The organism is Streptomyces sp. NPDC048269 (assembly GCF_040652395.1).
GTDB lineage: Bacteria > Actinomycetota > Actinomycetes > Streptomycetales > Streptomycetaceae > Streptomyces.
On record NZ_JBEZLW010000001.1, the window covers coordinates 1 to 24,305 of the forward strand.

Genomic DNA, 24,305 nt, shown 5'->3' on the forward strand with positions numbered 1-24,305 from the left:
CACCCGCGGGGTGCAGAACCGCTCGACGGGCACGTGGCTGTCCGCATGGACCAGCCCGATGTACGGAACCTTGAGCAGTCCCGCATCCAGAAGAGAGCCCCGGTCTACGGCTACGCGTCGAGGACCTGGCCCTCACGCTTCACGACGGGCGGTTCGACCGACCAGGGGAAGTTGATCCACTCGTCGGTCTTCTTCCACACGTACTCGCACTTCACGAGGGAGTGCGACTTCTCGTAGATGACCGCGGACCGCACCTCGGCGACGTGCCCGAGGCAGAAGTCGTGGACGAGCTTGAGCGTCTTGCCGGTGTCGGCCACGTCATCGGCGATGAGGACCTTCTTGTTCGTGAAGTCGATCGCCTCGGGCACGGGCGCCAGCATGACCGGCATCTCCAGCGTGGTCCCGACACCGGTGTAGAACTCGACGTTCACCAGGTGGATGTTCTTGCAGTCGAGCGCGTACGCCAGGCCGCCGGCGACGAACACCCCGCCCCGGGCGATGCTCAGGATGATGTCGGGCTCGTAGCCGTCGTCGGCGATGGTCTGCGCCAGCTCGCGCACGGCGCGCCCGAACCCCTCGTAGTCGAGGTTCTCGCGTACTCCGTCACTCATGCCTCGTGCCTCACCTGGGTGCGGTGGAAATTCTGGAAGGAGCGCGAGGCGGTCGGCCCGCGCTGCCCCTGGTACCTGGATCCGTAGCGCTCACTGCCGTACGGGAACTCGGCGGGCGAGCTCAGCCGGAACATGCACAGCTGCCCGATCTTCATGCCCGGCCAGAGCTTGATCGGCAGGGTGGCGAGGTTCGACAGCTCCAGGGTCACGTGGCCCGAGAACCCGGGGTCGATGAACCCGGCGGTCGAATGCGTCACCAGACCGAGGCGGCCCAGGCTGGACTTCCCCTCCAGTCTGGAGGCGATGTCGTCGGGCAACGAGATGACCTCGTACGTCGAGGCGAGCACGAACTCACCCGGGTGCAGAATGAACGCCTCGTCGCCCTCCGGCTCGACCATCCTGGTCAGGTCGGTCTGCTCGACGGCGGGATCGATGTGCGCGTAGCGGTGATTCTCGAACACCCGGAAGAACCGGTCGAGACGCACATCGATGCTGGAGGGCTGCACCATCGATTCCTCGAACGGGTCGATGCGAACCCGTCCGCTGTCGATCTCGGCCCGGATGTCTTTGTCAGAGAGAAGCACGTCCCGAGGATACGCAGTGCGCACGGGCCACCCCCAATCGAGAGCGGCGGCCCGCGCGCCTGCCCGCTATCGCTTGACCGCCGGCCCCACGGGCACGGCCTGACGCAGCCGCGCGCAGCGCGGACACCGCAACAGCCGCCCGGGCCCGATCCGGCCGGCACCGAGGTGCTGCAGCGGGAAGGAAGCGGTACTGAAAACGTGCCCTTCGGCACAACGGACGACGGTGTGCTCCATCGAGTCCCTTTCCCCAACGAGCCGTACTGCGACGAATCGCCACATTAGGGGATGATCGGGACCCACTCCAGCCGCCGCTCCGCTGCACACGGTACGCCCCAACTCCCGTCGCCACACGCCCCGGTGCACACCACACACGACAACGACCCCGCGGCCGATTCACCGGGGGTCGATCATGGGGTAGAGTGGGTGACGATACAGATCCAGGAAACTGGAACGCTGTGCGGATGTAGTTTAATGGTAGAACATGAGCTTCCCAAGCTTATAGCGCGGGTTCGATTCCCGTCATCCGCTCTTGAAAGAAGGCCCAGGTCATAGACCTGGGCCTTCTTTGTTGTCTAGACCTCTCAGACCCCGCGTGCCATTTGCGTGCCATAAGTGCCGTAACGGGGCATCAGGTTGGGGCCTGAGCCTACGTCTTCCCCCTCCTCGTCGACGGCTTCATCGCCCTGGGCATCGGCGCGCTCCTGGTCCTGCACTCCGGACCCCTGCGCGCCCGCCTCTACGTGGCCCTCGCTGGTCGCACTCGCCACCGCCACCAGCATCTGGGCCACCGTGCTCCACGCGATCCGCCTCAACCAGCAAGCCATCCACACGCTGGGGACACAGCCCTCCTCGCGGAAGCCCGACGCGTCCTCGGCGTGGCCCGTGACGCCGCCACATCGATCGATGTGGCGGCGGGCAAGACCGCCACATCGAAGGCGGCGGCCTGATTGATCACGAATATCGGCAAGGCGGGCGCCAACACCCACGGCGTCCTGCGCTACTTCTACGAGCCCGGTCGCGCCAACGAACACACCGACCCCCACCTGGTCGCCTCGTGGGACGGCTTCGCCCCCGACCCCGGCCGCGAAGAGAACGCCACCCTCGCGCAGCTCGCCACCGTCCTCGACCTGCGCGTCAAGCAAGCCGGGGACCGCGCACCCGCCAAGCACGTCTGGCACTGCTCGGTACGAACCGCGCCCGAAGACCCGGTCCTCACCGACGAGCAGTGGGCGACGGTCGCCCGCCGGATCCTGAACGCCACCGGCATCGCCCCCGCCGGCGACCCGGACGCCTGCCGTTGGGTCGCGGTCCGTTACGCGGAGGACCACATCCACATCGTCGCTACCAAGGTCCGCGGCGACCTCACCCCACCGCGTCATTGGAACGACTACCTGCGCGCCGACAAGGAGTGCGCCGCGATCGAGAAGGAGTACGGCCTGCGCCAGGTCGTGCGGGGCGACCGCACCGCCGCCAAACGCCCCACCCGTGCCGAGCAGGAGAAGGCCCTGCGCGCCGGGCACACCGCCACGCCCCGGGAGAGGCTGCGCACCACCGTCCGTACGACGGTCGCGGCTGCCACGGGCACCGAAGAGTTCTTCACCATCCTCCGCAGCGCGGGCGTGCTGGTGGACATCCAGCGCTTCCCCTCCGGCGACATCCGCGGCTACAAAGTTGCCCTCCCCGGCGACACGAACGCCAAGGGCGAGCCGGTGTGGTTCTCAGGCTCCACCCTCGGTCCCGACCTGTCCTACCCCAAAATCAGCGAACGTCTCGCACCCACCGAACCCGACCCCATCGGCCAGCACTCTGTCCGTCGACGTACGGCATGGCAGCAGGTCACCGACGCCGCCGACCGGATCCCTGACGTTCTCGACGAGGCCGACGACGCCGTAGGCCAGGCGCACATCACCGTGCTCGCCGAAACCCTCGACGCCCTCCCCCCATCGCCCCCGCCAGCTACAGGCCCCAGCTGGCCCAGGCAGCCGCGGCCTTCGAGCGGGCCAGCCGCTCCCGCATCCGCACCCGCCACCACCAGGCCCAGGCCACACGCCGGGCCATCAAGGCGATCCTGCGGGAACCCGCACCCAAGGACGGCGCCCTCCTCGCGACCCTCCTCGACGCCCTCCTCCTGGCCGTCGTCGCGGCCCAGCAGTGGCACCACACCCGCCAGCACGACCAGCAGGCCGAAGCCGCTCGCCGGGCAGCCGAACACCTGCACGCCACCTACCAGGCCGCCGCCGTCCAGCCCCTGGCCGTGATCCACCAGCGCGGCCTCCGCCTGACCGTCACGGTGCAGCAGCGGCAGGCCGCCCTCGTCCGCCAAGCACTACCCGACCTGGCCGAGCAGATCCTCACCGAGCCCGCCCGGCTGGCCCGCCCTCGCCGCCACCCTCACCGACACCCAGAAGGCCGGCCACGACCCCGCGGTCCTGCTCACCGAAGCCACCCGACGACGAGAACTCGACACCGCCTCCTCGATCAGCGACGTCCTCGTCTGGCGGCTGCACCGCCTCATCGGCGTGGCAGGTGAAAGGCCTGATCGCCCCGACTCCGCGAGCACCACCAGTCTGGGTTCGAACGCGACTGTCCTCGGTCCCTCGCAACAGCAACCGCCCCGCCGCAGCAGCCGGTAGCTCGAAGGACGCCACGGTCACTGGGAGCCGCCGTGTTCCTTCAGGGAAGAGGGCAGGCGTTCCCCGAAGGAGCGCTCCGCTTGTTCCCCGACGGAACAGCGCACACCCCGTCAATGTCACCGGGGCCAACGCATTTCAGCGTTGGCCCCAGTGGCACGTCCGCATGGTCGTACGGCTAGACCTGCGCACTCCTGGCGTCGCGCCGCCGCGCCACGTAGCGGAGCAGGGCCCAGATCGCCGCGGCGTTGACCAGGGCGCCGACCAGGACCGCACCGTAGAAGCCGAATTCGGACCACATGTCGAGCTTGGAGTCGATGGACGTGTCCGGTGCCACCCAGTCCGAAGGGCGCGGGGCGGACTCCGGCATGAACTCCGTGGGCAGCGGCTCGGGAGGCGGCTGCTCGCCTTCGTAGATGGGCCCTACGACCGGGGCCGACTCCTCCAGGGCGTCCGCCGCGGGTCCGAAGGTGCTCAGCAGCAGGAGGCTGACCGGCGCGGTGGCCAGGATCGGCCAGACCCCGAAGAACCCGATGTCCCCGGTCCGACTGCCGACCGCGACGTAGACCAGCATCGCGACCACCAGCGCCAAGTACGCGCCGGGCACCCACATCTCAGGCTTCGACCAGCGCCGCACCATGACGTTCCCCGTTCCGTTCCGCTTCGTTCGACCTGCGCCCAGTCTCGAAGCTGCCGAGGGTCGCCACCTGAGTACGCCTACTCATCCTGCTCGGCCCCGAGTACCTGGTCAGAGCCGTGCACGGCAAGAACACCGGGGGCATCGCACAACGTATCCCCCATGTCCGGCACGCGGCGCCGGAGGATTCCGCGACTAGACCACGACGCCAGCCCCGAGTCCGCCGGCACGGATGGCGCCCCGCAGGACGTGGGCGATCTCCTCGGGCTTGAGGTCGATGCCGTCGAGCCCCTCCACGGTCAGCGGGATTTCCTCCAGCGCGTATTCGCCGCGTCCCTCGGCGCTGAACTCGGGGCCGGTTCGGTCCTCGAAGGACCACCTCGCGATGCGGGCGAGGTAGAAGAGCTGACGCTCGTCGTCGAACTCCATCGTGTGCAGGAGGCGGATGATGTCGGCCTTTCCCGCGACCTCCTCGTGGATCTCCCGGTGGAGGGCGGCCTCCCGGGACTCGTCGCTCTCTTCGACCCCGCCGCCGGGCAGCACCCAGTACACGGGGATTCCGGGCTTGGTGCGGCGGATGACCAGCATCGTGGCGTCCGCGGTGACGAGGACGGCTCGGACTCGTTCGATCATTTCGCTCTGTCTCCTTGCTTGTTGACGGTCTCAGTGCAGCAGCCAGCCACCGTCGACGTGGACGGATTGCCCAGTGATGAACGACGCGGACGGGCCAACGAGGAACGCCACCAGGGCTGCCACATCTTCGGGGCGTCCGCGTCGCGGGACGCAATGGCGGTTGATCTGGTCTTCCGGGCGGGCCCTGTGGTGGGCGGGGATTGCGGTCTCGGCTTCCACCTCGATGGCGCCGGGCAAGAGCAGCTCGCACCGGCCGGACACACCAAGCTGACACCCGTATGCCTGGGCATCCTCCCCGTCGGCGTCACCTCTCACCTCACACGAGAGTCCGTGCCATAACGTGCCAGTAGGGAGGGTAAACAGCGGTCAACAAGGGGGCCCGCAAAGCAGTCGCGCCGAGGTCATCAGCGCACGTTCCTGCAGGTCGGGTCCCGTGTACCGGTCCACGTGCCGGGTGATTCCCAAGCTTATAGCGCGGGTTCGATTCCCATCATCCGCTCGATGACAAAGCCCCAGGTCAGCGACCTGGGGCTTGTTTATTGTCTAGACCTCGCGGGGCCCGCACGCCATTCGCGTGCCACAGCCGCCATATCGGAACGTCAGATAGGGCCCCATACGACTACGCGCGGCGCCCTGCGGCCGGTGTTCAGCTCCGGCGCAGCACGCCGCACCCGGACCGAGCCGGTGTCGGCTCGGCGCAGCTCGGCCGTTCCGCACGCCAAGTCCTGACCTTGGCAGGGCTGATGGCCTTGACGTGCTGCCCGACGAAGGTCGGCCCAGGTGGAGGCACAGGAGCCTGCGGTACAGCTCGTCGGCGATGGCCGCGATGTCGCGCTCGCCGATCCAGCGCTGGGCGTACTCGGCGAACAGTCCCTCGCCGGCCATCCAGTGCCGAGGCCATCGGGCAGCTGCGGGACTGGCGCGACCGCCACCCCAACACCCCCAACCGCGCGAACCGCACCGACCGCCAGGCCCCGGCGCTCGCCGAGTACGAGGAACTCGCCGCCGAGGCCACTGTCACCGGAGCCATCTGGCGCGCCGCCGTACAACGCGGCATCACGATCGCACCGCCCCGGAGGACTGAACTGCAAGACAGATCTGTGAATTGCAAGCCCGCAGCTTTCCTCTGGGGCAGAGATCCACATATACTTTCCAACATGGAAAACAGTTTCTCCGACCCCAGCACACCCGACGCCGCCCACGCCCTCGCCGCCCTGGACACCGCGGCCGAGTCCCGTGCCCGGATGGCCGACCGGATCACCAGTCCGTGGTGGTACCACGGAGGGCTGGGCCTCGCGTTCGCGCTGGCGTTCGCCTCGATGAGCCTGCGGATGGCCAACTGGGCCGTCGGGCCCTTCATACTCGTGGTGTTCGGGCTCGGCTGGGCACTCCAGCGATCGACGGGCGTTTCCATGGACCGCTACCTGAGCACCCCTGGTGCCAGTCAGCTGTCCATGGCCTACGTCGTGGCGTTGGCCGCACTGGCCGCTACCGGCATGTACCTGGAGTGGGGCGCAGACGTACGGTGGGCCATCGCGGGCGCCGGGGTCCTGATCGGCGCCCTCACCACGGGCATGGGCTTCCGCATCGACGCAGCCGCGCGGCGAGACCTCCGGGCGGGGCGGTGACCGGGCCCCGCTTCGACGAAGTGATCCACGCGCCCAACCGCCTACAGATCTGCGCCATGCTCGCCGCCGTCGAAAGCATGGCCTTCTCCACGCTCCGCGATGCCATCGACGTCAGCGACTCGGTACTGAGCAAGCACGTCAAGATCCTGCAAGCGGCCGGTTACCTGGAGGTCACGAAGGCCCGGGGTGCCTCCTACCCCCGTACCTGGATCGCCCTGACCGGGGAGGGCCTGCAGGCCTACTCCGGACACATCGCCGAACTCCGCCGCATCGTCGAACTGGGGGCCCCGGCCCGACGGGATCCGGTACCGCCCGGTGAGTGACCCTGGTCCCGCCCGGGGTGACCACCTGAAGCGCCGCCTGCCCGCCCGGATCGAAGTCCGGGCGGGCAGGCGCGCGGCAGCGGAAGGTCACGCCAGGGGGCCTGCGTGCAGGCGAGGGACCGGAGCCGGATGTGTGCCGTTGCCTTCCAGCAGCGTGGTCCACCGGTCGGCCGCCTCAGAGGCCGGTCCTGGCCTGCCCAGCACGACCAGGGTCATACGGTCCGTGGAGAAGAGGTCGGCGCACCCCTTGCCGACCTCGGCCGGGGTCGCCTGCCGCAGAAGTTCCGGCAGCCGTTCCGCCCAGTCGGGCCGCCTGCCCGCCGAGACCGTGTCGCGGAGCAGGTCGGCCTTGGCCGCCGGGGAGTCGAAGACCCCCAGCAGTTGGGCGGCACAGAAGGTGCGGATCGGCTCGAGTTCGGCCGCAGTGACGGGGACGGTCCGGAGCGCGCCCAACACCTCCGCGATGCCCGCCACGCCGCCGGCCGCGTGACGCTCGGGCAACGTCGCCCTGACGTAGGCCCGGGAAGTGCCGAGGCAGATGTCGCGCGCGGAGTACACCGTATGTTCAAGACCCGCGCGAAGGCTGTGGGCGGCCAGCCGGGACTGATAGTGGGCACCGGCCACCGCGGTGGCCAGATACCGTGCCGCCGAAGCGGTGTCCCCCGTCGGCTCTGGTGCGCTCAGCGTCAGGTGCACGTCCTCCATGGCGTCGTGATGGAGCGCCAGCGTGTCGGTTCCCAGCAACGCGGCCGCCGCCCCGTACGAGGCTCCTTCCCCGGGGGCGTCGGCCTTCCAGCCGGACAGGGCCCGTTCCGCGTCTGCGGCGAACCGGTCGGGATCGATGTCGCCGACGGCCACCAGCCAGCCCCCGCCCCGGCGCAGAATGTCGTGGTGCACTGCCTCGAGGCCAGGGCGTTCCCCGGCCCGTTCGCGCGACGAGGCGGAGTGGGCGAGCCAATGCCCGCGCAACGCGGTATCGGCCACCGCCCCGGGGTCACGGCGGCGCGACGGTGTACGCAGCGGCACGACAGCGCCCACCGGGGCCGCGAGCTCGCCAAGGAGCCCCAGCCAGTGCGTGACCCCGTCCGGGGGCGTGAAACCGTTGATGTCGAGCCACTGGCCGTCGGTGGACAGGTGGAACGAGCCGCCCCGCTCCTCCGCACGGCCTGTTACTCCAGTGCGCCCGGCCAGCACATGGACCAGCGCGTCGACATCCTCCGGCCGCTGCCACCCTGACGCACCCAGCGGCAGCCGCATCCGCAGCTCCACCAACGGGATGCGTCCGTCCCTGACCGCCACGACGCGCGTACCGCTGACGAGCGTGACATCACGCCGCGGGCCGTAGTACGGCGTGGGCTGCACGCCCAGCGGCGGGACCGGCCGGGCTGGCGCCAGGACGGCCGCCGCCCCCGCCACCGGACCGGGCGCGCCGGGGGTCTGCGCGGCAACGGGCACGGGACCCGTATCGCGGGCCGGGGCCGGACGGGTCCTGGCAGCGCCAGGGGCCATCACCAGAACCCCCTTGGTCGCCCCGTGGAGGCCGCGAGCGGCGGCGACGACATCACCGGGACCGATCTCACCGAGCCGGGCGGGGAGCTCGTCGAGCAGCTCGGCCCGCCCGAACAGAAGTTCCAGGCGGCCCAGGGCGCGGCTGCGGGCGTACACGTCGACGTGCTGCCGGTGGTGTTCGGTGATCATGCGCTGGACCGCCTGGGCCTGGGCCCGCTCCAGCTGGGGGTCGCCGGCCCAGGAGGACCACCGCCCGGTCATCGCCTCCACCGCCTGCCGCGTCGAGACCGCCGGGGGCACCAGAGCGGTGAGGACCAGGAGGTCGGGGTCTCTGGCATCCAGCGGACCGAACACGCCGCATCCGGCCGACGCCGCCTGGACGCCCTCCAGTCCCTGCTGGCTGATCATTTCGGCCAATACGGCATGCGCCAGATAGCCCGCCATGTCCGCGCGGGGATCGGGCAGCCGGTAGCCGACGGCCACGGCCGCTGCGGGAACCGCGGGCTCCGTGCAGGTCGCCCACTGGTCCTCGGTCAGGTCCGGCTCCCGCAGATCGGGTGATGGGGCGGACGGGCGCGACGGTATGCCGCCGAAATACCGCTCGGCCAGGGCCAGCAGTTCCTCGGGGTCGTGATCACCAACCACGGTCAGCACCGCGTTGCCCGGAGCGTAATGGGCCTCGAAGAACTCCTCGCACTCGGCGATCGTCGCCGTACGGAGCTGCTCCAGACGGCCGTATCCGTCATGGGCGTTGGCGAAGTTCTCGAAGACCACACCGGGCAGCAGCGGCCAGGGGAATCCTCCGTAAGGCCGGGCTTCCACCGCCTCGTGTATCTCCACCTCGATGCCGTCCAGCTGACCGGCCAGCGACTGCTCGGTGAACCGGGGCGCCCGCATCCGGTCGGCCTCGCTGAACAGCGCCTGTTCCAGGGCCGCGGCCGGGACCACCTGGTGGTAGTCGGTGTAGTCCTGGTGGGTGGTGCCGTTCGCCTGGCCGCCCAGCGAGAGGACGTGGTCATAGAAACGACCTTCGGGAAGGCTCGCGCTACCCCGGAACATCAAGTGCTCGAAGAGATGGGCGAACCCTTCCCGATCGGGCCGCTCCGACCGGTAGCCGACCCCGTAGTGGACGCAGACCGCCGTGCGCGACGCTCCTGGCTGCCTCTCGACGACGACCCGCAGACCGTTGTCGAGGGTTGCCCTACTGACCTTGTCCGTCATCCTTGGAATCCTCGTTCTGCGAGAGGTCGACGAGAAACCTCAGGAAGTCGCAGTAGTGGTCGAAGCCGCGGTCGAAGTCGTCGACGTAGGCGGCGATGTCATGGACGTGGAGCAGGATGCGCAGCGCTGCCATCCGCTTCCACTCCTGTCCCAGCTCGCGGCCGTATCCCTCGAACAACGCGCTGGTGAGGGCCTGCCACGATTCCTTGTCGCCGCCCAACTGCCATTGCAACTCGACCAGCTCGCCGACGACCCAGCCGAGGTCGAGGTACCACGGCGCCGCGCACACGTCCTCGCCGACGAGCAGGTCGGAGCGTCCGGAGCCGGGGTCGACGACGAACGACCCGAGACCGGCAGCGCCGTGCGCGAGCACCGTCCCGGGGTCAGCGACGGTCAGCCGGTACCAGGCGGCTACCTGACTCCACCGCTCCTCGCCCAGGCTTCGGCGCAACTGTCCCTGGACGCACGCCGCGCGGGGGCTCGCCGCCCGGCCCGCCAGCCAGTCACCCAGCCGCGCCAGCCCGCGCGCCGGTCGGGCCGACAGGTCCGCGGGAAGATCCAGGTTATGGACGGCACGCAGCAGGCGGCCCAAGTCGTGCAGGGGCTGACGCAGTTCGGCGTTGGGGCCCTGGTGCAGGAGCAGGTGCGCGGCGGAAACCGCGCCGCGCACGTCGTAGACCCGGGCGGGGCCCTCGGCGTTCCCCGGTACCAGCCGCGCCTCGTCGATGTCCCCGGCCTTGGCCAGCACTGCGCGGACCGTTTCATCGACGGGCTGGAACGGTGCGGGTGCGAGCGGTCCTGGTGACCTTCGCCAGCGCGTCCCGCCCGCCGGCAGGGTATGGACCGACGTGCGTAGCAGCCCGGTGCCGAACTCCGTCCCGGACTCGAACGCCCCGGAGCCGGACAGCCCCGGCACCGCGGAGCGGTCCCGCGCGGCATCGAGCTCGGCCCGGCGCTCGGCTATCAGCTGGAGCACCTGGGGCATCGGCGGCGGAACCCAGGCGTCCTCGCGACCTGTCGTCAGGCTGCGCCCCGGAACCGGCGGGACCAGCACGATGTTCGGCCGGGCCGCGAGCGTCGCCCAGTGGCCCCGGAACGCGTCACCCTCCAGGGCGCCCGGCGGCAGCGCGGGAGCGACGACGACCGGCGCCCGGGTGCACTGGGCGGCCAGCAGGACGGGGCTGTCCGCCAGGCCCAGCGCCAGGCGCGCCATGAAGTGCACGGTCGCAGGGTAGACGACGATCGCCTCGGCCCACTCGGCCCACTCGACGTGCCGTGCCGTGTCGTCCTCGTCGGGCCAGGTGTCGGTCGACACGCCACCGCTGACCCGGGAGCCGACCGCCTGCCTGGTCACGAAGCGCTCCGCGCTGCGGGTCAACACGACGCGGACCTCCAGCCCCGGGCAGGACAGCCGTAGGTGTTCCAGCCAGTACGGGGTGGACCAGGCGTAGGCGGAACCCGTGATCACCACGAGCATCCGGCTCAGGCCCAAGTCGGCGGGGGATCCGGCTGGTGTCTCGTCGATCACGATGTGACCTTTTCCAGGAGCGTCTCCAGCTCCGACAGCGATGCCTTCTGGCCGTACCGCATGTGAACGCCGGTGACGTTGAGGACGATCTCGTCTGCTCCGGCGTCGGTGTACTCCCGCAGACGCGCGGCCAGTTCGGCCGGTCCGCCGTAGAGGAAGGCGCCGCCGGCGAGCAACGCCTCGGCGTTGCCCCGCGGGTTGCCCGGGTTCACCGTGATCCCCGACCGGGCCAGCATGTCGATGTAGTGCGGGAGCAGCGTGTGGCCGGTGTTGCTCACGGCCGCCAGCTCGACCGGGTCCCGGTCCGCCGCGGCCAGTGCCAGCGGGACCATCACCGCTACCCGGGGCACGGGGCGCCCAGCGGCCTCGGCCCCGGCGCGGAGCGCAGGCACCACGACATCACGCACGTACGGCGCCGGGGTCAGCCACGTGATCGCGACGTCGGCGATCTCCCCGGCCAGCCGAGCCATGGCCGGGCGCAGCACGCCCAGACCGAGCTCCACTTGCGGGCGGGGCATCAGCGGGAACTCCGAGTGGCAGGTGAAGTACTCGCCGTCCTGGCTGATCTCGCCCTTCTCCAGCAGTCCGCGCATGACGGAGACGTATTCGCGTACCGCACCGAGCTGGCTGCGGTACGGCGCTCCCAGCAGGCTGCGCTGGAAGGAGACCGCACCGGGCCCGAACCCGGCCACCACCGAGTGGCCGCTGGACACCGCCAGCGCGTGGGCCTGTAGCGCGGCCTGGTAAGGGTGACGCTGCGGCATCAGGGTGACGCCGGTGCCGGTCGGCACCCGGAAGCCGCTCGCCGCGGCGTGGGCAAAGTCCTGGAACGGGTCGTTCAGCACGGCCTGGCCCTGCCACAGCCGGTGCGCGTCGCTCCACTGCGCGAGGGCGGCGTACGGCAGCAGCTGTTCCGGGCGGTACGGGGCGAACGGGGCGATGAAGGAAAAAGTGGTCACTGGTCGGCTCCCGTCAGAATGTCGGCCGGCTCCTCGGAGAGTCCGAGTTCCTGCCCGTGCACCAGCTCCGCGTACATGGGGCTGGTCAGCATCAGGTCGTCGTGGCGGCCCTGGGCCGTTACCCGGCCGCCGTCCATCACGATCACGTGGTCGGCGTGCCGCACGGTGGAGATCCGGTGGGCGACCACGAGTACCGCGCGGTCCTGGCTGATCTGGTCGATCAGGCGGCGAAGCCGCACCTCGTTGATGCTGTCCAGGTGTGAGGACGGCTCGTCGAGCAGGATCAGCGGTGCGTGCGACAGGCTTGCCCGGGCCAGGGCGAGGCGTTGCCGCTGGCCGCCGGAGAGATCGTGGGCGCCGCCCAGGACCGTGTCCAGCCCGTCGGGAAGGCGGGTGATCTCTTCTTCCAGGCCGACGTCCCGCAGGGCGCGCAACAGGGTCTCGTCGCCCACCGGGGTCTCCTGGCCGAGGGTGAGGTTGTGACGCACGGTGTCCCGCAGCAGCGTGGACGCCTGGTCCACGTAGGCGAGTTGGCTGCGCAGCTCTTCCAGCGGCCACTCGGCGGCAGCCCTGCCGAATACTTCGACCCGGCCCTGGTCGGGATCCATGAACCGCTCGACCAGCCCGAGGACGGTGGACTTGCCCGAACCGGAGAGCCCGACCATCGCGGTCAGCCCGGTGGCGGGGACGGTGAGATCCACCTGCCGCAGCACGGGCTCCTGGCCGTAGGCGAATTCGACCTGGTCGAAGCGGACGGCGGGGGCTCCGGTGACGGGCAGCAGCGAGGCGCCGGGGGCCGTGTTCGCCGTCAGCTTCTCGGACGGGAGCGCGAACAGGTCGTCGAAGCGCTTACGGGAGACCAGGCCTGCCTGGATCGTGGTGATTCCCGACATCGCCATGATCATCGGCGCGGCGAGCTGGAACAGGTACAGCAGGAACGACACGAACGTTCCCAGGTCGAGGTCACCGCTCACCATGCGCGCGCCGCCGCCGAGGACGATGGCCACCAGGGCGATCTGCTGGCCCAGGTTGATGACGGGGACCATCAGGGCCTCCATCGCGGAGGCCTCGGTCTCGAAGGTGGCGACCTGCCGTGCGCGGACGGTGAGTTTGTCGGAGACGACACGCTCGGCGCGGTAGGCCTTGATGACCGTCAGCGACTCCATCATCGCGACGAAGTGTTCGGTGAGGGAGCCGACCTCGTCTTGGATGGCGACGTACTTGCGGCGCAACGCGACCACCACCACGGCGATGACGGCCAGGGCCGCGAGGAACGCACCGAGAGTGATGAGGAGCAGCGTCCAGTCCAGCAGTCCCATGATCACGAGCGTCCCGATCAGGGTGATCAGCGACATCGGCAGTTGGATCGGGCCGATGTCGACGATGCTCTTCACCGCGGCGGCATCGGCGGTGAGACGGGTCGCCAGGTTTCCCGTGCCCTCGGCGCGGGCGGCGTGCAGGCCCAGGCCGAGCGAGTGGTGCATGCTGCGGACCCGCAGGTCGCAGATGAGCCGGTGGCCCATCCGGGACAGCAGATAGGTGGCCAGGGCGTTGGTGGCAGCAGCCCCCAGGCCGACTCCGACCATGATCCAGGTCCACCGGGTGAAACCCTGCTCCTCCTGGATGGCGACCAGCAGTTTGCCCACGGTCCACGGCAGGACCAGCGTCGCCGACGTGGCGGCCAGGGCAAGGACCATGACGCCGGCCAGCAGCAGGTACCTGCCGCGGAATATCTCCCTCAGGATGAGCAACCGCTCCTGGGGCACGTCCCCGCTCGTACTCGCCGTGCTCATACCGGTGATCTCCTAGACCGAGAACTCAATCAATGACCTGACCGCAGTGGCCGGTCCCTCCCATGTCACCCGCAGGCCCGCCGCGTGGCCGAGCGCCTTCAGCTCCGTGACGGTCCGCACGGGCGTGGGCATCATGGCGCGCAGCCAGAGCTCCGTCCGGTCGGTCTCCGGGCCCGCCACGCGCGCGTCCAGGCTGACGTCGGCGAGCAGTACCTTCCCGGTCCCGGCCGAGGCCTCCGCGCAACGGCGCAGGATCGCGACCGCGTTCTCGTCGTCCCAGTCGGCCAGGATCGCGGAGAGCAGGTAGACGTCCCGGCCGGTCGGCAGCGGCTCGAAGAAGCTGCCGACCACGGCACTACCCCGGTCCTCGAGACCGGCGTTCACGATGTTCTTGGTGGCAAGCGCCACCGAATTCTCCAGGTCGACCACGGTGCCGCGCAGATGCGGGTGCCGACGCAGCAGGTTGATCAGGACCGCACCGCTGTTGCCGCCCACGTCGACGACGTCGCGCACACCCGTCCAGTCGTAGTCCTCGACGATCAGTTCCGCGTCGCACACCAACTGGTCGGGGGCCAGGCGCTCCAGAGCCTCGACGAAGGCGGGGCCGTCGTTGAGGCTCTCCCAGTAGCCCCGGCCGAACAACCCCACATGGGCGGGCTCACCGGTGCGGATCGTGTGGACCAGTCCCACGAGCGCGATGTCCGACCGGCCGGCCATGCCGTCCTCACGGAGGTTCTCGCGTACGGAGAACGGGTGGTCCGTCCGTAGCGGCAGCCCGGACGGCTCCAACGTGTACCCCTCGTCCCTGTTGCCCCGCAGCAGCTTGAGGGTCACCAGATAGCCCAGGAGGCTCCCGAGCAGATCCGTGCGCGTTCCACAGATGCGCGCCAGCTCCTCGACGCCGGTCACCCCGGCAGCGATGTGGTCCGCCACTCCGAGCGTCGCCGCCGCTCGGATGGCAGCGGGGCGCAACAGGTCGGCCGAGTCCACGAGTTGCTCGGCGTGAGCCAGGTCGTCCATGTCTGATGCTCCAGGTGGGTGTGGTGGCGTTGACGAATGAGCCCGGGCGCGGGCAGACGGGGGTCGCTGCCCCCGCCCGGGCTCGTGCCGGGACACTCACGGTGGAGTGCCCCGGCACGGGTGGATCAGCAGCCGCCGGAGACGGTGCGGGCAGAGAACTGGCCGGCCATCCAGGAGACTCCCGCGCCCGCTGCGGCGATGCACAGCGGTGTGCTCGCCGGAGCGTTGACGGTCGCGCCGACCTGCAGCTCGTCGGAGTTCGTGTAGGCGTCGTAGCCCGCCACGAGCTCCATGATCGAGGTGCTCTTCATTGTTGATTCACCCCCTTTCCCCACTCGACGGACATCACGCCGGTCGGCGTGACGAGTCGTGAGGAAGCAGCCCTTGGGGAGCTGTTCAGCAGGTGATTTCGTAGGTCGCACCGCTGACGGCGGAGGCGCCGGCCGAGGCCCAGCCCGCGCACTTGACGGAGGAGGCGCGAGACGCGACGGAGACACAGACCCAGGTGGTGGCCGGGGCGCCTGCGGCGGCGCTGACGTTCAGCTCCTCAGCCTCGGTGTACGCGCTGTAGCCGGCGATGAGGTCGGTGATGGCCATGGTCTTGTTGTTCATTGGTATCCTCATTCGTGATCATTGATTTCTTGATTCAGTTCTGAACTGAATCCAGGAGGCGCGCATACGCCTCCTGGATTCAGTTCAGCTCCGGGCAAGTTCGGGTTCCCGCAGATCGACGGAATCGAGGTTGCGGGAGGGATCGGCCGGGTCGATGTTGGCCTCGGCCAGACGGTCGTGGAGGATCCCGGCCAACGTGCCGGGGTCCTCGGCCGTCTCGATCAGCGCCTGCGCCAGCACGCTGGCCCGGTGCTGGCCGAAGCTCAGGCCGTCCATTCCGGCCGCGGAGTCCCTGGGCTCCCAGGCCGTCGCCACACCCGGGCGCAGTCGGCGGGTGAACACCGAGGTGTCGGCGCCCACGCCGGGAAGGCCGCCGAGGGCGTCGGCGAGCGCCTGCGCGGCATGCCGGCTCCGGCTGTCGAGGTAGACCACCAGGGCATCGCGTCGCGGGTACAGGTGCTTACTGGAGATGATCTTCGCGCGGTAGGTCACCGCGTGCTCCTCGAGGTGCTCCAGCGCCGTCCGCCAGATCTCGGGCGCCGCGATCCACTCGGTGATGTGGACGTAGACGCGCAGTAGGTCGGCGGACCGGTGCGGCGTCGTGCCCTCGACCAGGAAGAAGCCGGGCGACAGCGCGGGCCTGCACGAGGTGTTGGCCACCCCGACCGTGGTGCCGGGGGTTATCTCGCCCTCCGCGCGGATCCGGTCGCCCGGCACCCAGACGCGCAGCCCGCCGAGCTCGACCAGGTACGTGGACTCCTCGGCCGCGTGGACCAGGCCACGCAGGACCGTCTCGGAGTGCGGCACGGCCGCTGCGAGAGTCCGCTCAAACTCGGCGTCCCGCAGCCGGAACGGAAGGTCGGTGTCCTCCAGGTCCAGCCCCGCGTGGAGCCCCTCGTAGAGCGCGTTGGAGAGCAGTCGGCGCAGTTCCCTGGTCGTGTCGGCCTCGATGAGCTTGGTACCCACGGTGGCACTGGACCGGTCCAGCGCCACCGTGATCTCGCGGGCGGCTTCGAGCAGCGTGGGCGAGACGTGGCTGCCGGTCATGACGTTCCCTCAAATCCGAGAAGAGGTGCGAACTTGTGCGGCGTGAGGAGCGCCCCGCGCCCGATTCCTGCGGCTGCCCGCTCGATGCCGGACAGCCGCTGGCTCTGCGCGGCGCCCGCGATCAGCCGGTCCAGCAGGTGCCAGCCGGCGAATGCCGTAGCGCGTACGGTGAACTCCGGGTCGAGGTGGTTGCGGACCTTCCGGTAGCCGCTCCAGAAGCGGTGTACCAGAGGGAGCAGCCGCTCCATCTTCTCCGCGCCCCTGGCCAGAACCTGGTCATGGGTGAATTCGAGGTCGTCGAAGGCCGACGACCCCGCGTCGCCTCGGTTGGTGACGATGTCGAGCACCGACCGGTAGAGCCACTCTCCAGCGAACGAGCCCACGTCCCGGGCCGGATCCGAGAGCCGGAACTCCTCCCAGTCCGTGAGGATGGGCACTCCGTCGCCGGCGACCAGCAACTGGTCCACCCGGAAGTCGCAGTGGGAGGGGACGCGCGGGGCCCGGCTCTCCCATTCCTGGAGGTCTTCCAGGGCCTTGATCAATGCCGCGTCCTGCTGCATGAGCCGCCACGCCTCGAGCTCGGCGAAGCTGAGCTCGTTGTACATGGCCAGCGACATTCCGCGCAGCAGCCCGGCGTCCGGCAACGACGGCAGCGTCTGGTCCAATTCACCGTCGGGGACGGCGGCATGGAGTGCACCGATCGCCCGGCCCACCGCGAAGGCGAGGTCGCCGCCGAACGCCTGGTCGACCATTAGCTCCGCGCCGCTCTTCGCCTCGATGTGGGCGAACACCACCAGCCGGGCGGCCTCGTCGAAGCCCAGCAGCGACGGTACGTATCCGGCGAGTCCGTCGACGTCCCCGACGAATTCCTCGAAAGACAACAGCCGCTTCATCCGGGCCCGTACGTCCGCCTCGGGGCCGACCAAACGCTTGACGAAAACCCTGCGCCCGCTCGTGGTGTTTCCTGCCCAGGCGTGGTTGCGGCCGACCGGCGCCGACACCGAATCGCGGATGAGAGCGCCCAGGCCGAGCCGGATCAGCAGCGCGTCCACTTCGGGGAACGCGTCAAGGTCGACCGGACGGAAAGTGGGCTGGGTTTTGAGCGCTGCGCTCTTTTCGAGATCTTCGGTCTGTTCATTGGCACGTTGCGGCCGGACCCTGAGCATAACTCCCCCGATACAGTGATTCCGCCATGAAGGGAGGTGGGTAGCTGTTCCAGCGAGATGCCAGAATTATTATCGGAACGAGTGAACACGACTCGATATCACGCGCACGAACATTCCGAAGAGCTACGACATGACATCCTTGGCAGAAATTTCTGCCGCGACTCCGATCCACTTCCTTCGAATTCCGTCAATTCCTGTGAGGAGCAACGCCATTCGAACGACCTGGACGTTTCTTCCTGGCCTGAAACAAGTCTATCTGGCGGCGTCGAACACACCACCCGCCATTCGTTGGTAGCGGCCAGCCAAGTGGCTGGACCGGGCGTACCGGATACCCCCCACTTGGACGGAACGCGCCCTACCTTTGGATACGCGGCGGGCGGAAACATTATGAGCTCCGGCCTGTGACAACAGGCCGGAGCTCATCGATTCGCGCGAGTACCCGTCAGCTGGCCGCACGTTCCGTGCGCGGGCGCATGCAGTGCGGCTGTCGCGCCCGGTCGGCGATGACAGCCGCCTGTACGCGGTTGACAACGCCGAGCTTTCCGAAGATTCCGCTGACGTAATCCTTGACCGTGCCGACACCCATCAGAAGCCTGCGGCTGATATCGGCGTTGGACAGCCCCTCGGACACCATCGCCAACACTTCGTGCTCGCGCTCGCTCAGCGATGCCGTGAGCTGGCGCGCGTCCTCCACGGCGGTGGAGCTCTGAGCGTCCTCGCTCAGCTCGGACAGCAGCTGGGAGCCAGCCAGGCCGGACAGGACGATATTGCCGACGGCGAGGGTGCGCACCGATGCCACCAGCTCATCCGGCCCGGTGTCCTTCAGGAGGCAGCCCGCCGCTCCCATGCGGAGCGCCGCCACGACGAAGCTGTCGGCAGCGGGCGTGGAAAGCACTGCCACCCGAGGCGGATCAGGCAGGTCCAGCAGCGCCTTCAATACGTTGAAACCATCGGTGGACCGCATCTGGATGTCGAGCAGCACGACATCCGGCCGACAGTGCCTGGCCTCGGCCACCGCTTGGGCGCCGCCCGTGCCCCGGGCGCTGAGCCGGTCCGCCGATTCGATGATCATTTGGAGGCCTGCGCGCAGCAGAGGGTCATCGTTGACGATCAGAGTGAGGGTCACGATGACTTCCTGGCTGCTCGGAGGCTCGAGGCCAGACGCAGCAGCAGCATCGCGGCGACGATGGCCAGCGAGACCCATATGGCGTAGTCGGTCACCTTCTCGGCTATCTGCACCGCGGGAGACCCGATGGCGAAGCCAAGTCCGGTGAACAGCCCAGCCCAGGCAGCCGAACCGATCAGGTTGAGCGTGAGGAAAGTCGTCAGACTCATGCCCACCCACCCCGCCGACGCGAACGCGGGCGCCGAGGGAATCAGCGGCAGAGGGGCGAGCACGACTGCCGCCGCGATGACCCGCCGGTTCGCCGGAGTGTCGCGGGCGAGCAGGCCGCGGCTCCGCTTCTTTGTCCGCTCGTCCGGGGGGCCGGCCAGGAGCCGCACCAGGCCCGCGCCCCACAGCCGGCCCGCCAGCCAGAAGACCCAGGCGAACTTCATCATCCCCACGACTCCGGCGATGAGCGCCAGTACGAACGGGGTCTCGCCTACGCGGGCGAACGCACCCGCGACGGTCATCGTGCTCTGATCGCCGGTCAGCACCTCCAGTAGTACCGGATGGGTTCCGATCAGCCAGGGCTTGAGCGGCCACATCGCGAAGGAATAGGCGAATACCAGCCATATGCTGTACCAGCAGACAAGATCCCTCGCCGAGGGAGAACCGCCCCATGGAAGCCATGACTTGTCGAGGGGGCGGGGTTTGTTGATCCGAATGTGCCGAGTCTCGGTGGTCAAGCGGGAACTCCTATATCACGCTGTCAAACCTCGAGGACCAGTGGACGCGGAGGTCCGCCTCACAGAACAGCTGGCGGCGAGGAGTCGGTGGGCGTCCGGAAAGGCCCTCTCGAAGGGATCCTCATATCACTGGAACCAGCACGATTCCCTGGCGTCTCATATGGAAACGGCGAAGGAGTGCGCGTTCCCGCTAGCGCAGCAGTGCGCGTACCCTGGTCGCCAAAATAGGATGAGCCATGTCTTCGCCGTCAGAAATGCAAATACCACGGGCGCATGGAGCTTACGCCGCCGCACGTGAGAGCATCGTCTGCGGCTGGAAATTCACACACCTTTTGCCATGTCCATAGCGCGCGAGACGAGAGGTACCCCTACCTCCCGAAACTCACGAACTCTTCCCCGTGGGGCAGAACCGCCATTAGGTCGATCATTTGGCTGGTTCCACCCGATAGGGAAAGCCTATATGCCAAGATCAACACAAGCAAGTTCACTCATGGTGACACGCAGGTCACTCATGCAAGTCGCGCGTGTTCACTTGCACGGCCCTTTTCGGGGCAGTGGCGGCCACTGGGCTTCCTCAAGTAATCCTCAGACAGCCACCGATCAGGCAATCCTGGCAGGGAAGGTTCCTGCGACAGGGCGGACGAAGCTCCCGGTTGACGGGGAAGCGGCTGGCACATCACCTCGGCCACCAGGGGGCGCCACCGGTCTTTCATTCAAAACTAAAATAATTCCATTCTGCGGCTTACTGCTCATTTCAGAATGACTTGCGGAGCCGTCGGAGGCAGGTGATGCAGCAGGCAAGTTCGAGCAGGCTTTGGTGGAGGTCGGCTCGGCGTTCGTAGCGGATGCGCAGTCGTGTGAATTGCTGAAGCTAGAACGAAGGTCCGCTCCACGACCCAACGGGTCTTCCCGAGGCCGGAGCCGTGGGCGACACCGCGGCGGGCGATGAGCGGCTTGCTGCCGCGTTTCCACAGCAGGCGGCGGTACTTGCCGTAGCCGTAGCCCCGGTCGGCGAACCGACGCCTGGACCGGTTGCGCGGGCGCCCTCGCAGTCCCTTGATGCGCGGTACCGCATCAAGCAGGGGGATCAACTGCGTGACGTCGTGCCGGTTCCCGCCGGACAGCGAGACGGCTAGGGGCGTGCCGTGGCGGTCGACGACCACATGGTGCTTGGACCCGGGCCGACCGCGGTCGACGGGCGAGGGGCCGACGTGAGTCCCCCTAATCCGGCGTGCAGGCGGTTCGAGCTCGATCATGCAAGGGCTTTGGCCGCAGCTCCGAGAGGAGTGCCTCGTGCAGGCGGGGCCAGACGCCGGCCTCGGTCCAGTCTCGACGGCGGCGCCAGGCGGTCACCCCCGAGCAGCCCACGATCTGGGCCGGGACGTCGCACCAGGCCACTCCCTTGCGCAGCACGTACACGATGCCCGCCAGCGCAATTCGGTCTGGCACTGGCTGCCGTCCGGGATGACGATGACGGCGGGGCGGCCGCTCCGGAAGCAGCGGGGATATGCGCTCCCAGAGGTCATCGGGAACAAGATCAGCAGACACCTGCCAGACCCTGCCCAGATGCAGCGTCAGACACCAGCCGACACGCCGATTTCCTTCTGAAATGATCAGTTGATGGACGCACGGCCCCCGAAAGTAGCACTGGATGACGCGTAGTTGACGCCACCGCCGACTGACGGACCTGCTCCGGTTGATCGAGTCGGTCGAGCGGCCGCGGGCACCGCGCCTGCCGGGCGGTGCGCCCCTCCCCCAGGGACCTTTCAAAGTCGCGGTGGTCATGTAGACGGCCTGGTCAGGGGATGTTGAGCAGGGCCAGCGCGGTTGAAGGAGTCGCAGGAGACGTGGCAGAGGCCAGCGGCGATGTTGCGGTATCCGTCCTGCCGGAGCGCATTGATCGCCAGGTTGCGCAAGGTGGCCATGTCCTCGGGCCCGTGGCCGCCGCGAAGGCCGGCGGCGCGCGGTCGCCGCGGAAACTGGATCAGCCCGGTGTCGGGCGACGCGCGACTTTCGTCGCGGGACCCTGAGACGAACAGCGACGGTGCCCGGCCCGGCGCCCTGGTTACCCTCGCCGGGTGAAACCGATAACGAAGACCTGGTCGAGGACAGTCCGCAAGGTGCTCCCTGGACCATGGCCAACCCAGCTGGTATTCCGGGAAAGCCTCGTCGCGCTCGCCCTCGCCGGGCTGGCGGCGCTCATGGAACTGCCCGGTCACGCGGGCGCCCCGCAGCTGGCGCTCACGGCGTCGGCCTCAGCTGTGCTGTACGTCCTGCGGCGCGGGCTGCCGGGGACGGCCCTCGTGCTCGCGGCGGCCAGCTCCGGCACACTGACCGGCATCACTCCCGTGCTGATCGTCACGGCGTGGTCGGCCGGCTACCGCATCGCCCGCCTCCTGCCGCTGATCGGCTCGATGGCACTCGCCTTCGCCCTGACGACGTTGGTCTCCTTCTGGATCGGTGACCCCGCTCCCCCGAAGGCGCAGGTCGGCCTCCTCCTGGCCTTCCTTCTGCTGCTCACCGTCCTGCCCGCGCTGGCGGGCCGCTACCGGGCCCAGCGCCGCGCCCTGCTCACCGCCCGTCAGGAGCGCGACGTCCAGCTGCTCCGCGAGCGCACCATGATCGCCCACCAGGCCCGGCTGCGTGAACGCCAACGCATCGCCCATGACATGCACGACAGTCTCGGGCACCAGCTCGCCCTGATTTCCGTCCACTCCGGCGCTCTGGAGGTGGACCGCTCACTCACCGGCCCCCAGCGCGAGGCCGTCGGCGTGCTGCGGCAGGCCACTGGGGCAGCCATGCGCGAACTACGCGAGGTGATCGGGGTGCTGAACGAGGACTCCGCGGCCGCAACCATCGGAACCGCCACCGGCATCGGCGGTGTTGGCGGAATCGACCGGCTCACCGAGACTTCCCGGGCCGCCGGCACGACCATCAGGCTGAGCCGCGCCGGCGAGAACCGGCCCCTCGCGGCGGCCGCCGACCACGCCGCGTACCGGATCGTCCAGGAGGCCCTGACCAACGCCCACAAGCACGCACCGGGCACGCCGATCTCCGTCGCCCTGCGCTACGAGCCGGACGCGCTTGTCGTCGAGGTCGCCAACGGTCCAGCCCCGGAGCAGGCCAATCCCCACCACACCACCATCGTGAGCGGCGGCCAGGGCCTGATCGGGCTGCATGAACGGGCCCGCCTGGCCGGCGGCATGGTGCACGCCGGGCCATCCGCCGACGGTGGCTTCCGCCTGGCAGCCGTCCTGCCGTACGACGGCGCGGGCTCCACCTGAGGCGGGGGCGGCGTCGACGGCTGGCCCGGCGATCTTGACCAGGCGCCCGCCGGAGCGGGCGCCCCGGCGGAGCCACGACTCAAGGCTGCGCGGCCGGCGCCGTCGTCGTGGTGCCGACCCTCCTGGGCCTGCTGGCCTGTGGCGTGGTCAGCCTCTTCCCATCGGTCGACCACGCCACAGTGGACAAGCGGGTGCATGAGTCGATCAAGGTCGGCGCCCCAAGGCGGACGTCCGGTCTGAGCTACCGATGGGAAGCGACCTCCATACCAGGGCTACCACGGCACCGGACCGACCCCGCCGTCCGGCTCGTCCTGCCTGTACTTCATGTCCAGCGGCCAGAGCGACAACTTCAGCTCCCAGTACGCCGCCCGGTTCTGCTTCCAGGACGGCAAGCTGATCGACAAGCAGCACTACCGTGCGAAGGTATGACGGCACGGCATGGAGCCGCTCAGCCGGGCCGGGATAAGGATGATCCTGTCCTCGGCCGACGACATCGATGTGGTCGCCTAGGTCCTGTCCGACGGATCATGTTCAGCAGGGCTCGGTTAGGTTGGCTGCATGTCTTCTGCACTTGTTGTTGGTTACGACCCGCAAGCGATACCTGGCGTTGACGGAGAGGCTCTTCGTGCGGCGCTCGACGCGGAGCTCGCCCGGTTCGGTGAGCACGGCATCGACGCGGCCATGACGCTGGTCGTGTTCGACGAATCGGCCGAGTCCACCCTCGTCGCATCGTTGACCAAGCAGCCGTGGGATGTCGTGGTCGTCGGCGCCGGGATCCGCAAGACCGAGCCGCTGCTTCCGCTCTTCGAACAGATCGTGAACCTGGTCCGGCGCCATGCGCCCCAGGCCGCGATTGCGTTCAACACCAGTGGCGGGGACAGCGTCGAGGCGGCACAGCGATGGCTCTGAATCCCGGCTGCCGGATCACGTCCTGAGCCACAGTCGGATCGCGGCAGCGGTAATGGTGCCCTGGAAGACGTAGGCGCGCTTGTCGAACCTCGTGGCCATGTCCGGAAGTTTTTCAGGGGGTTGATCGTCCGCTCCACTTCGTTCCTGCGCCTGTAGACCATCTTGTCGAAGCCGGCGGGCCGCCCGCCTTGGCTGCCGCGGCGCTTGCGGTTGGCCGCTGGTTGTTCGGCTCGGGGATGGTGTGCTTGATCTGCCGTCTGCGCAGGTAGCGGCGGTTGCGGCGCGAGGAGTACGCCTAATGGGGAGTGAAGGCCGGCGGGAGCTGACGTTCTGGGGGCGCGAGCCGAGCCTTTGAGTATG

General features: G+C 68.9%; 22 protein-coding genes, 1 tRNA gene and 3 pseudogenes. 7 read left to right on the top strand and 19 right to left on the bottom strand.

Features of this window, described 5'->3' with window-relative positions:
• Positions 1-110: 110 nt before the first annotated feature.
• The 3 genes from AB0D48_RS00005 to AB0D48_RS00015 form a co-directional block, all read right to left on the bottom strand.
• Positions 111-611 carry a phosphoribosyltransferase gene (locus AB0D48_RS00005; protein WP_356873565.1) on the bottom strand — a complete coding sequence of 167 codons (501 nt, stop codon included), beginning with the start codon at positions 609-611 and terminating at the stop codon, positions 111-113.
• Positions 608-1,195 carry a dCTP deaminase gene (dcd, locus tag AB0D48_RS00010; RefSeq protein ID WP_362389302.1) on the bottom strand — a complete coding sequence of 196 codons (588 nt, stop codon included), beginning with the start codon at positions 1,193-1,195 and terminating at the stop codon, positions 608-610. The genes AB0D48_RS00005 and dcd overlap by 4 nt, the downstream gene beginning before the upstream one ends.
• A 66-nt stretch (positions 1,196-1,261) precedes the next feature.
• Positions 1,262-1,474, bottom strand: coding sequence for a hypothetical protein (locus tag AB0D48_RS00015; protein ID WP_362389303.1), 213 nt, complete (start codon positions 1,472-1,474; stop codon positions 1,262-1,264).
• Between the two features lie 178 nt (positions 1,475-1,652).
• Here AB0D48_RS00015 and AB0D48_RS00020 point away from each other — a divergent pair.
• Positions 1,653-1,723, top strand: a tRNA-Gly gene (locus AB0D48_RS00020).
• Positions 1,724-2,142: 419 nt separating this feature from the next.
• Positions 2,143-3,453, top strand: coding sequence for a relaxase/mobilization nuclease domain-containing protein (locus AB0D48_RS00025; RefSeq protein WP_362389304.1), 1,311 nt, complete (start codon positions 2,143-2,145; stop codon positions 3,451-3,453).
• A gap of 550 nt (positions 3,454-4,003) precedes the next feature.
• On the opposite strand, the gene AB0D48_RS00030 is transcribed toward AB0D48_RS00025, so the two are convergent.
• The 3 genes from AB0D48_RS00030 to AB0D48_RS00040 all read right to left on the bottom strand — a co-directional run bounded on the left by AB0D48_RS00030 (position 4,004) and on the right by AB0D48_RS00040 (position 5,410).
• Positions 4,004-4,465 carry a hypothetical protein gene (locus AB0D48_RS00030; protein WP_362389305.1) on the bottom strand — a complete coding sequence of 154 codons (462 nt, stop codon included), beginning with the start codon at positions 4,463-4,465 and terminating at the stop codon, positions 4,004-4,006.
• A gap of 192 nt (positions 4,466-4,657) precedes the next feature.
• Positions 4,658-5,095, bottom strand: coding sequence for an NUDIX domain-containing protein (locus AB0D48_RS00035; RefSeq protein ID WP_362389306.1), 438 nt, complete (start codon positions 5,093-5,095; stop codon positions 4,658-4,660).
• 30 nt (positions 5,096-5,125) lie between these two features.
• Complete coding sequence (locus tag AB0D48_RS00040) at positions 5,126-5,410, bottom strand: SDR family oxidoreductase (protein ID WP_362389307.1); 285 nt, start codon at positions 5,408-5,410, stop codon at positions 5,126-5,128.
• A gap of 842 nt (positions 5,411-6,252) precedes the next feature.
• Between AB0D48_RS00040 and AB0D48_RS00045 the strand changes: the two genes are divergently transcribed.
• Both AB0D48_RS00045 and AB0D48_RS00050 read left to right on the top strand, forming a co-directional pair.
• Positions 6,253-6,723, top strand: a complete 471-nt coding sequence (locus AB0D48_RS00045) for a hypothetical protein (RefSeq protein WP_362389308.1) — start codon at positions 6,253-6,255, stop codon at positions 6,721-6,723.
• Positions 6,720-7,046, top strand: coding sequence for a transcriptional regulator (locus AB0D48_RS00050; protein WP_362389309.1), 327 nt, complete (start codon positions 6,720-6,722; stop codon positions 7,044-7,046). The genes AB0D48_RS00045 and AB0D48_RS00050 overlap by 4 nt, the downstream gene beginning before the upstream one ends.
• A gap of 87 nt (positions 7,047-7,133) precedes the next feature.
• Here AB0D48_RS00050 and AB0D48_RS00055 read toward each other — a convergent pair whose 3' ends face one another.
• The 12 genes and pseudogenes from AB0D48_RS00055 to AB0D48_RS00110 form a co-directional block, all read right to left on the bottom strand.
• Positions 7,134-9,776: an insulinase family protein gene (locus AB0D48_RS00055; protein WP_362389310.1), complete on the bottom strand. Its 2,643-nt coding sequence runs from the start codon at positions 9,774-9,776 to the stop codon at positions 7,134-7,136.
• Positions 9,757-11,304, bottom strand: coding sequence for a flavoprotein (locus AB0D48_RS00060; protein WP_362389311.1), 1,548 nt, complete (start codon positions 11,302-11,304; stop codon positions 9,757-9,759). Before AB0D48_RS00060 ends, AB0D48_RS00055 begins: the two co-directional genes overlap by 20 nt.
• Positions 11,301-12,263 (bottom strand): LLM class flavin-dependent oxidoreductase, encoded by a 963-nt coding sequence (locus AB0D48_RS00065; protein ID WP_362389312.1) that lies wholly within the window; start codon positions 12,261-12,263, stop codon positions 11,301-11,303. Before AB0D48_RS00065 ends, AB0D48_RS00060 begins: the two co-directional genes overlap by 4 nt.
• Entirely contained in the window at positions 12,260-14,056 is a 1,797-nt protein-coding gene (locus tag AB0D48_RS00070; protein ID WP_362389313.1) for an ABC transporter ATP-binding protein, read from the bottom strand. Before AB0D48_RS00070 ends, AB0D48_RS00065 begins: the two co-directional genes overlap by 4 nt.
• Before the next feature lie 12 nt (positions 14,057-14,068).
• Positions 14,069-15,076 (bottom strand): methyltransferase, encoded by a 1,008-nt coding sequence (locus tag AB0D48_RS00075; protein WP_362389314.1) that lies wholly within the window; start codon positions 15,074-15,076, stop codon positions 14,069-14,071.
• A 125-nt stretch (positions 15,077-15,201) separates the two neighbouring features.
• Positions 15,202-15,387 (bottom strand): LxmA leader domain family RiPP, encoded by a 186-nt coding sequence (locus tag AB0D48_RS00080; RefSeq protein WP_362389315.1) that lies wholly within the window; start codon positions 15,385-15,387, stop codon positions 15,202-15,204.
• 85 nt (positions 15,388-15,472) lie between these two features.
• Positions 15,473-15,688: an LxmA leader domain family RiPP gene (locus AB0D48_RS00085; RefSeq protein WP_362389316.1), complete on the bottom strand. Its 216-nt coding sequence runs from the start codon at positions 15,686-15,688 to the stop codon at positions 15,473-15,475.
• 84 nt (positions 15,689-15,772) lie between these two features.
• A complete protein-coding gene (locus AB0D48_RS00090; protein WP_362389317.1) occupies positions 15,773-16,735 on the bottom strand; it encodes a T3SS effector HopA1 family protein in 963 nt (320 codons plus the stop codon).
• Positions 16,732-17,787 carry a class V lanthionine synthetase subunit LxmK gene (gene lxmK, locus AB0D48_RS00095; protein WP_362389318.1) on the bottom strand — a complete coding sequence of 352 codons (1,056 nt, stop codon included), beginning with the start codon at positions 17,785-17,787 and terminating at the stop codon, positions 16,732-16,734. Before lxmK ends, AB0D48_RS00090 begins: the two co-directional genes overlap by 4 nt.
• Before the next feature lie 556 nt (positions 17,788-18,343).
• On the bottom strand, positions 18,344-19,027 hold the full coding sequence (locus AB0D48_RS00100) for a response regulator transcription factor (RefSeq protein WP_362389319.1): 684 nt from the start codon (positions 19,025-19,027) through the stop codon (positions 18,344-18,346).
• Positions 19,024-19,752, bottom strand: coding sequence for a hypothetical protein (locus AB0D48_RS00105; RefSeq protein ID WP_362389320.1), 729 nt, complete (start codon positions 19,750-19,752; stop codon positions 19,024-19,026). Before AB0D48_RS00105 ends, AB0D48_RS00100 begins: the two co-directional genes overlap by 4 nt.
• 754 nt (positions 19,753-20,506) lie before the next feature.
• Positions 20,507-21,300: pseudogene (locus tag AB0D48_RS00110) on the bottom strand (IS5 family transposase).
• A gap of 530 nt (positions 21,301-21,830) precedes the next feature.
• Between AB0D48_RS00110 and AB0D48_RS00115 the strand changes: the two are divergent.
• From AB0D48_RS00115 to AB0D48_RS00125, 3 genes and pseudogenes are all read left to right on the top strand, one after another.
• A complete protein-coding gene (locus AB0D48_RS00115) occupies positions 21,831-23,036 on the top strand; it encodes a histidine kinase (RefSeq protein ID WP_362389321.1) in 1,206 nt (401 codons plus the stop codon).
• Positions 23,037-23,474: 438 nt separating this feature from the next.
• Positions 23,475-23,543: pseudogene (locus tag AB0D48_RS00120) on the top strand (DNA-binding response regulator); the annotation flags it as partial.
• A 51-nt stretch (positions 23,544-23,594) separates the two neighbouring features.
• Positions 23,595-23,945: a hypothetical protein gene (locus AB0D48_RS00125; RefSeq protein WP_136215304.1), complete on the top strand. Its 351-nt coding sequence runs from the start codon at positions 23,595-23,597 to the stop codon at positions 23,943-23,945.
• A gap of 15 nt (positions 23,946-23,960) precedes the next feature.
• On the opposite strand, the pseudogene AB0D48_RS00130 reads toward AB0D48_RS00125, so the two are convergent.
• Positions 23,961-24,240 (bottom strand): annotated as a pseudogene (locus AB0D48_RS00130) (transposase); the annotation flags it as partial.
• Positions 24,241-24,305 lie beyond the last annotated feature (65 nt).

Coding starts and splice junctions, on each gene's coding strand:
- AB0D48_RS00090 (WP_362389317.1), bottom strand. CDS start 16,735: ATGACCGGCAGCCACGTCTCGCCCACGCTGCTCGAAGCCGCCCGCGAG.
- AB0D48_RS00015 (WP_362389303.1), bottom strand. CDS start 1,474: ATGTGGCGATTCGTCGCAGTACGGCTCGTTGGGGAAAGGGACTCGATG.
- AB0D48_RS00045 (WP_362389308.1), top strand. CDS start 6,253: ATGGAAAACAGTTTCTCCGACCCCAGCACACCCGACGCCGCCCACGCC.
- AB0D48_RS00125 (WP_136215304.1), top strand. CDS start 23,595: ATGTCTTCTGCACTTGTTGTTGGTTACGACCCGCAAGCGATACCTGGC.
- AB0D48_RS00030 (WP_362389305.1), bottom strand. CDS start 4,465: ATGGTGCGGCGCTGGTCGAAGCCTGAGATGTGGGTGCCCGGCGCGTAC.
- AB0D48_RS00075 (WP_362389314.1), bottom strand. CDS start 15,076: ATGGACGACCTGGCTCACGCCGAGCAACTCGTGGACTCGGCCGACCTG.
- AB0D48_RS00005 (WP_356873565.1), bottom strand. CDS start 611: ATGAGTGACGGAGTACGCGAGAACCTCGACTACGAGGGGTTCGGGCGC.
- AB0D48_RS00035 (WP_362389306.1), bottom strand. CDS start 5,095: ATGATCGAACGAGTCCGAGCCGTCCTCGTCACCGCGGACGCCACGATG.
- AB0D48_RS00055 (WP_362389310.1), bottom strand. CDS start 9,776: ATGACGGACAAGGTCAGTAGGGCAACCCTCGACAACGGTCTGCGGGTC.
- AB0D48_RS00085 (WP_362389316.1), bottom strand. CDS start 15,688: ATGAACAACAAGACCATGGCCATCACCGACCTCATCGCCGGCTACAGC.
- AB0D48_RS00070 (WP_362389313.1), bottom strand. CDS start 14,056: ATGAGCACGGCGAGTACGAGCGGGGACGTGCCCCAGGAGCGGTTGCTC.
- AB0D48_RS00080 (WP_362389315.1), bottom strand. CDS start 15,387: ATGAAGAGCACCTCGATCATGGAGCTCGTGGCGGGCTACGACGCCTAC.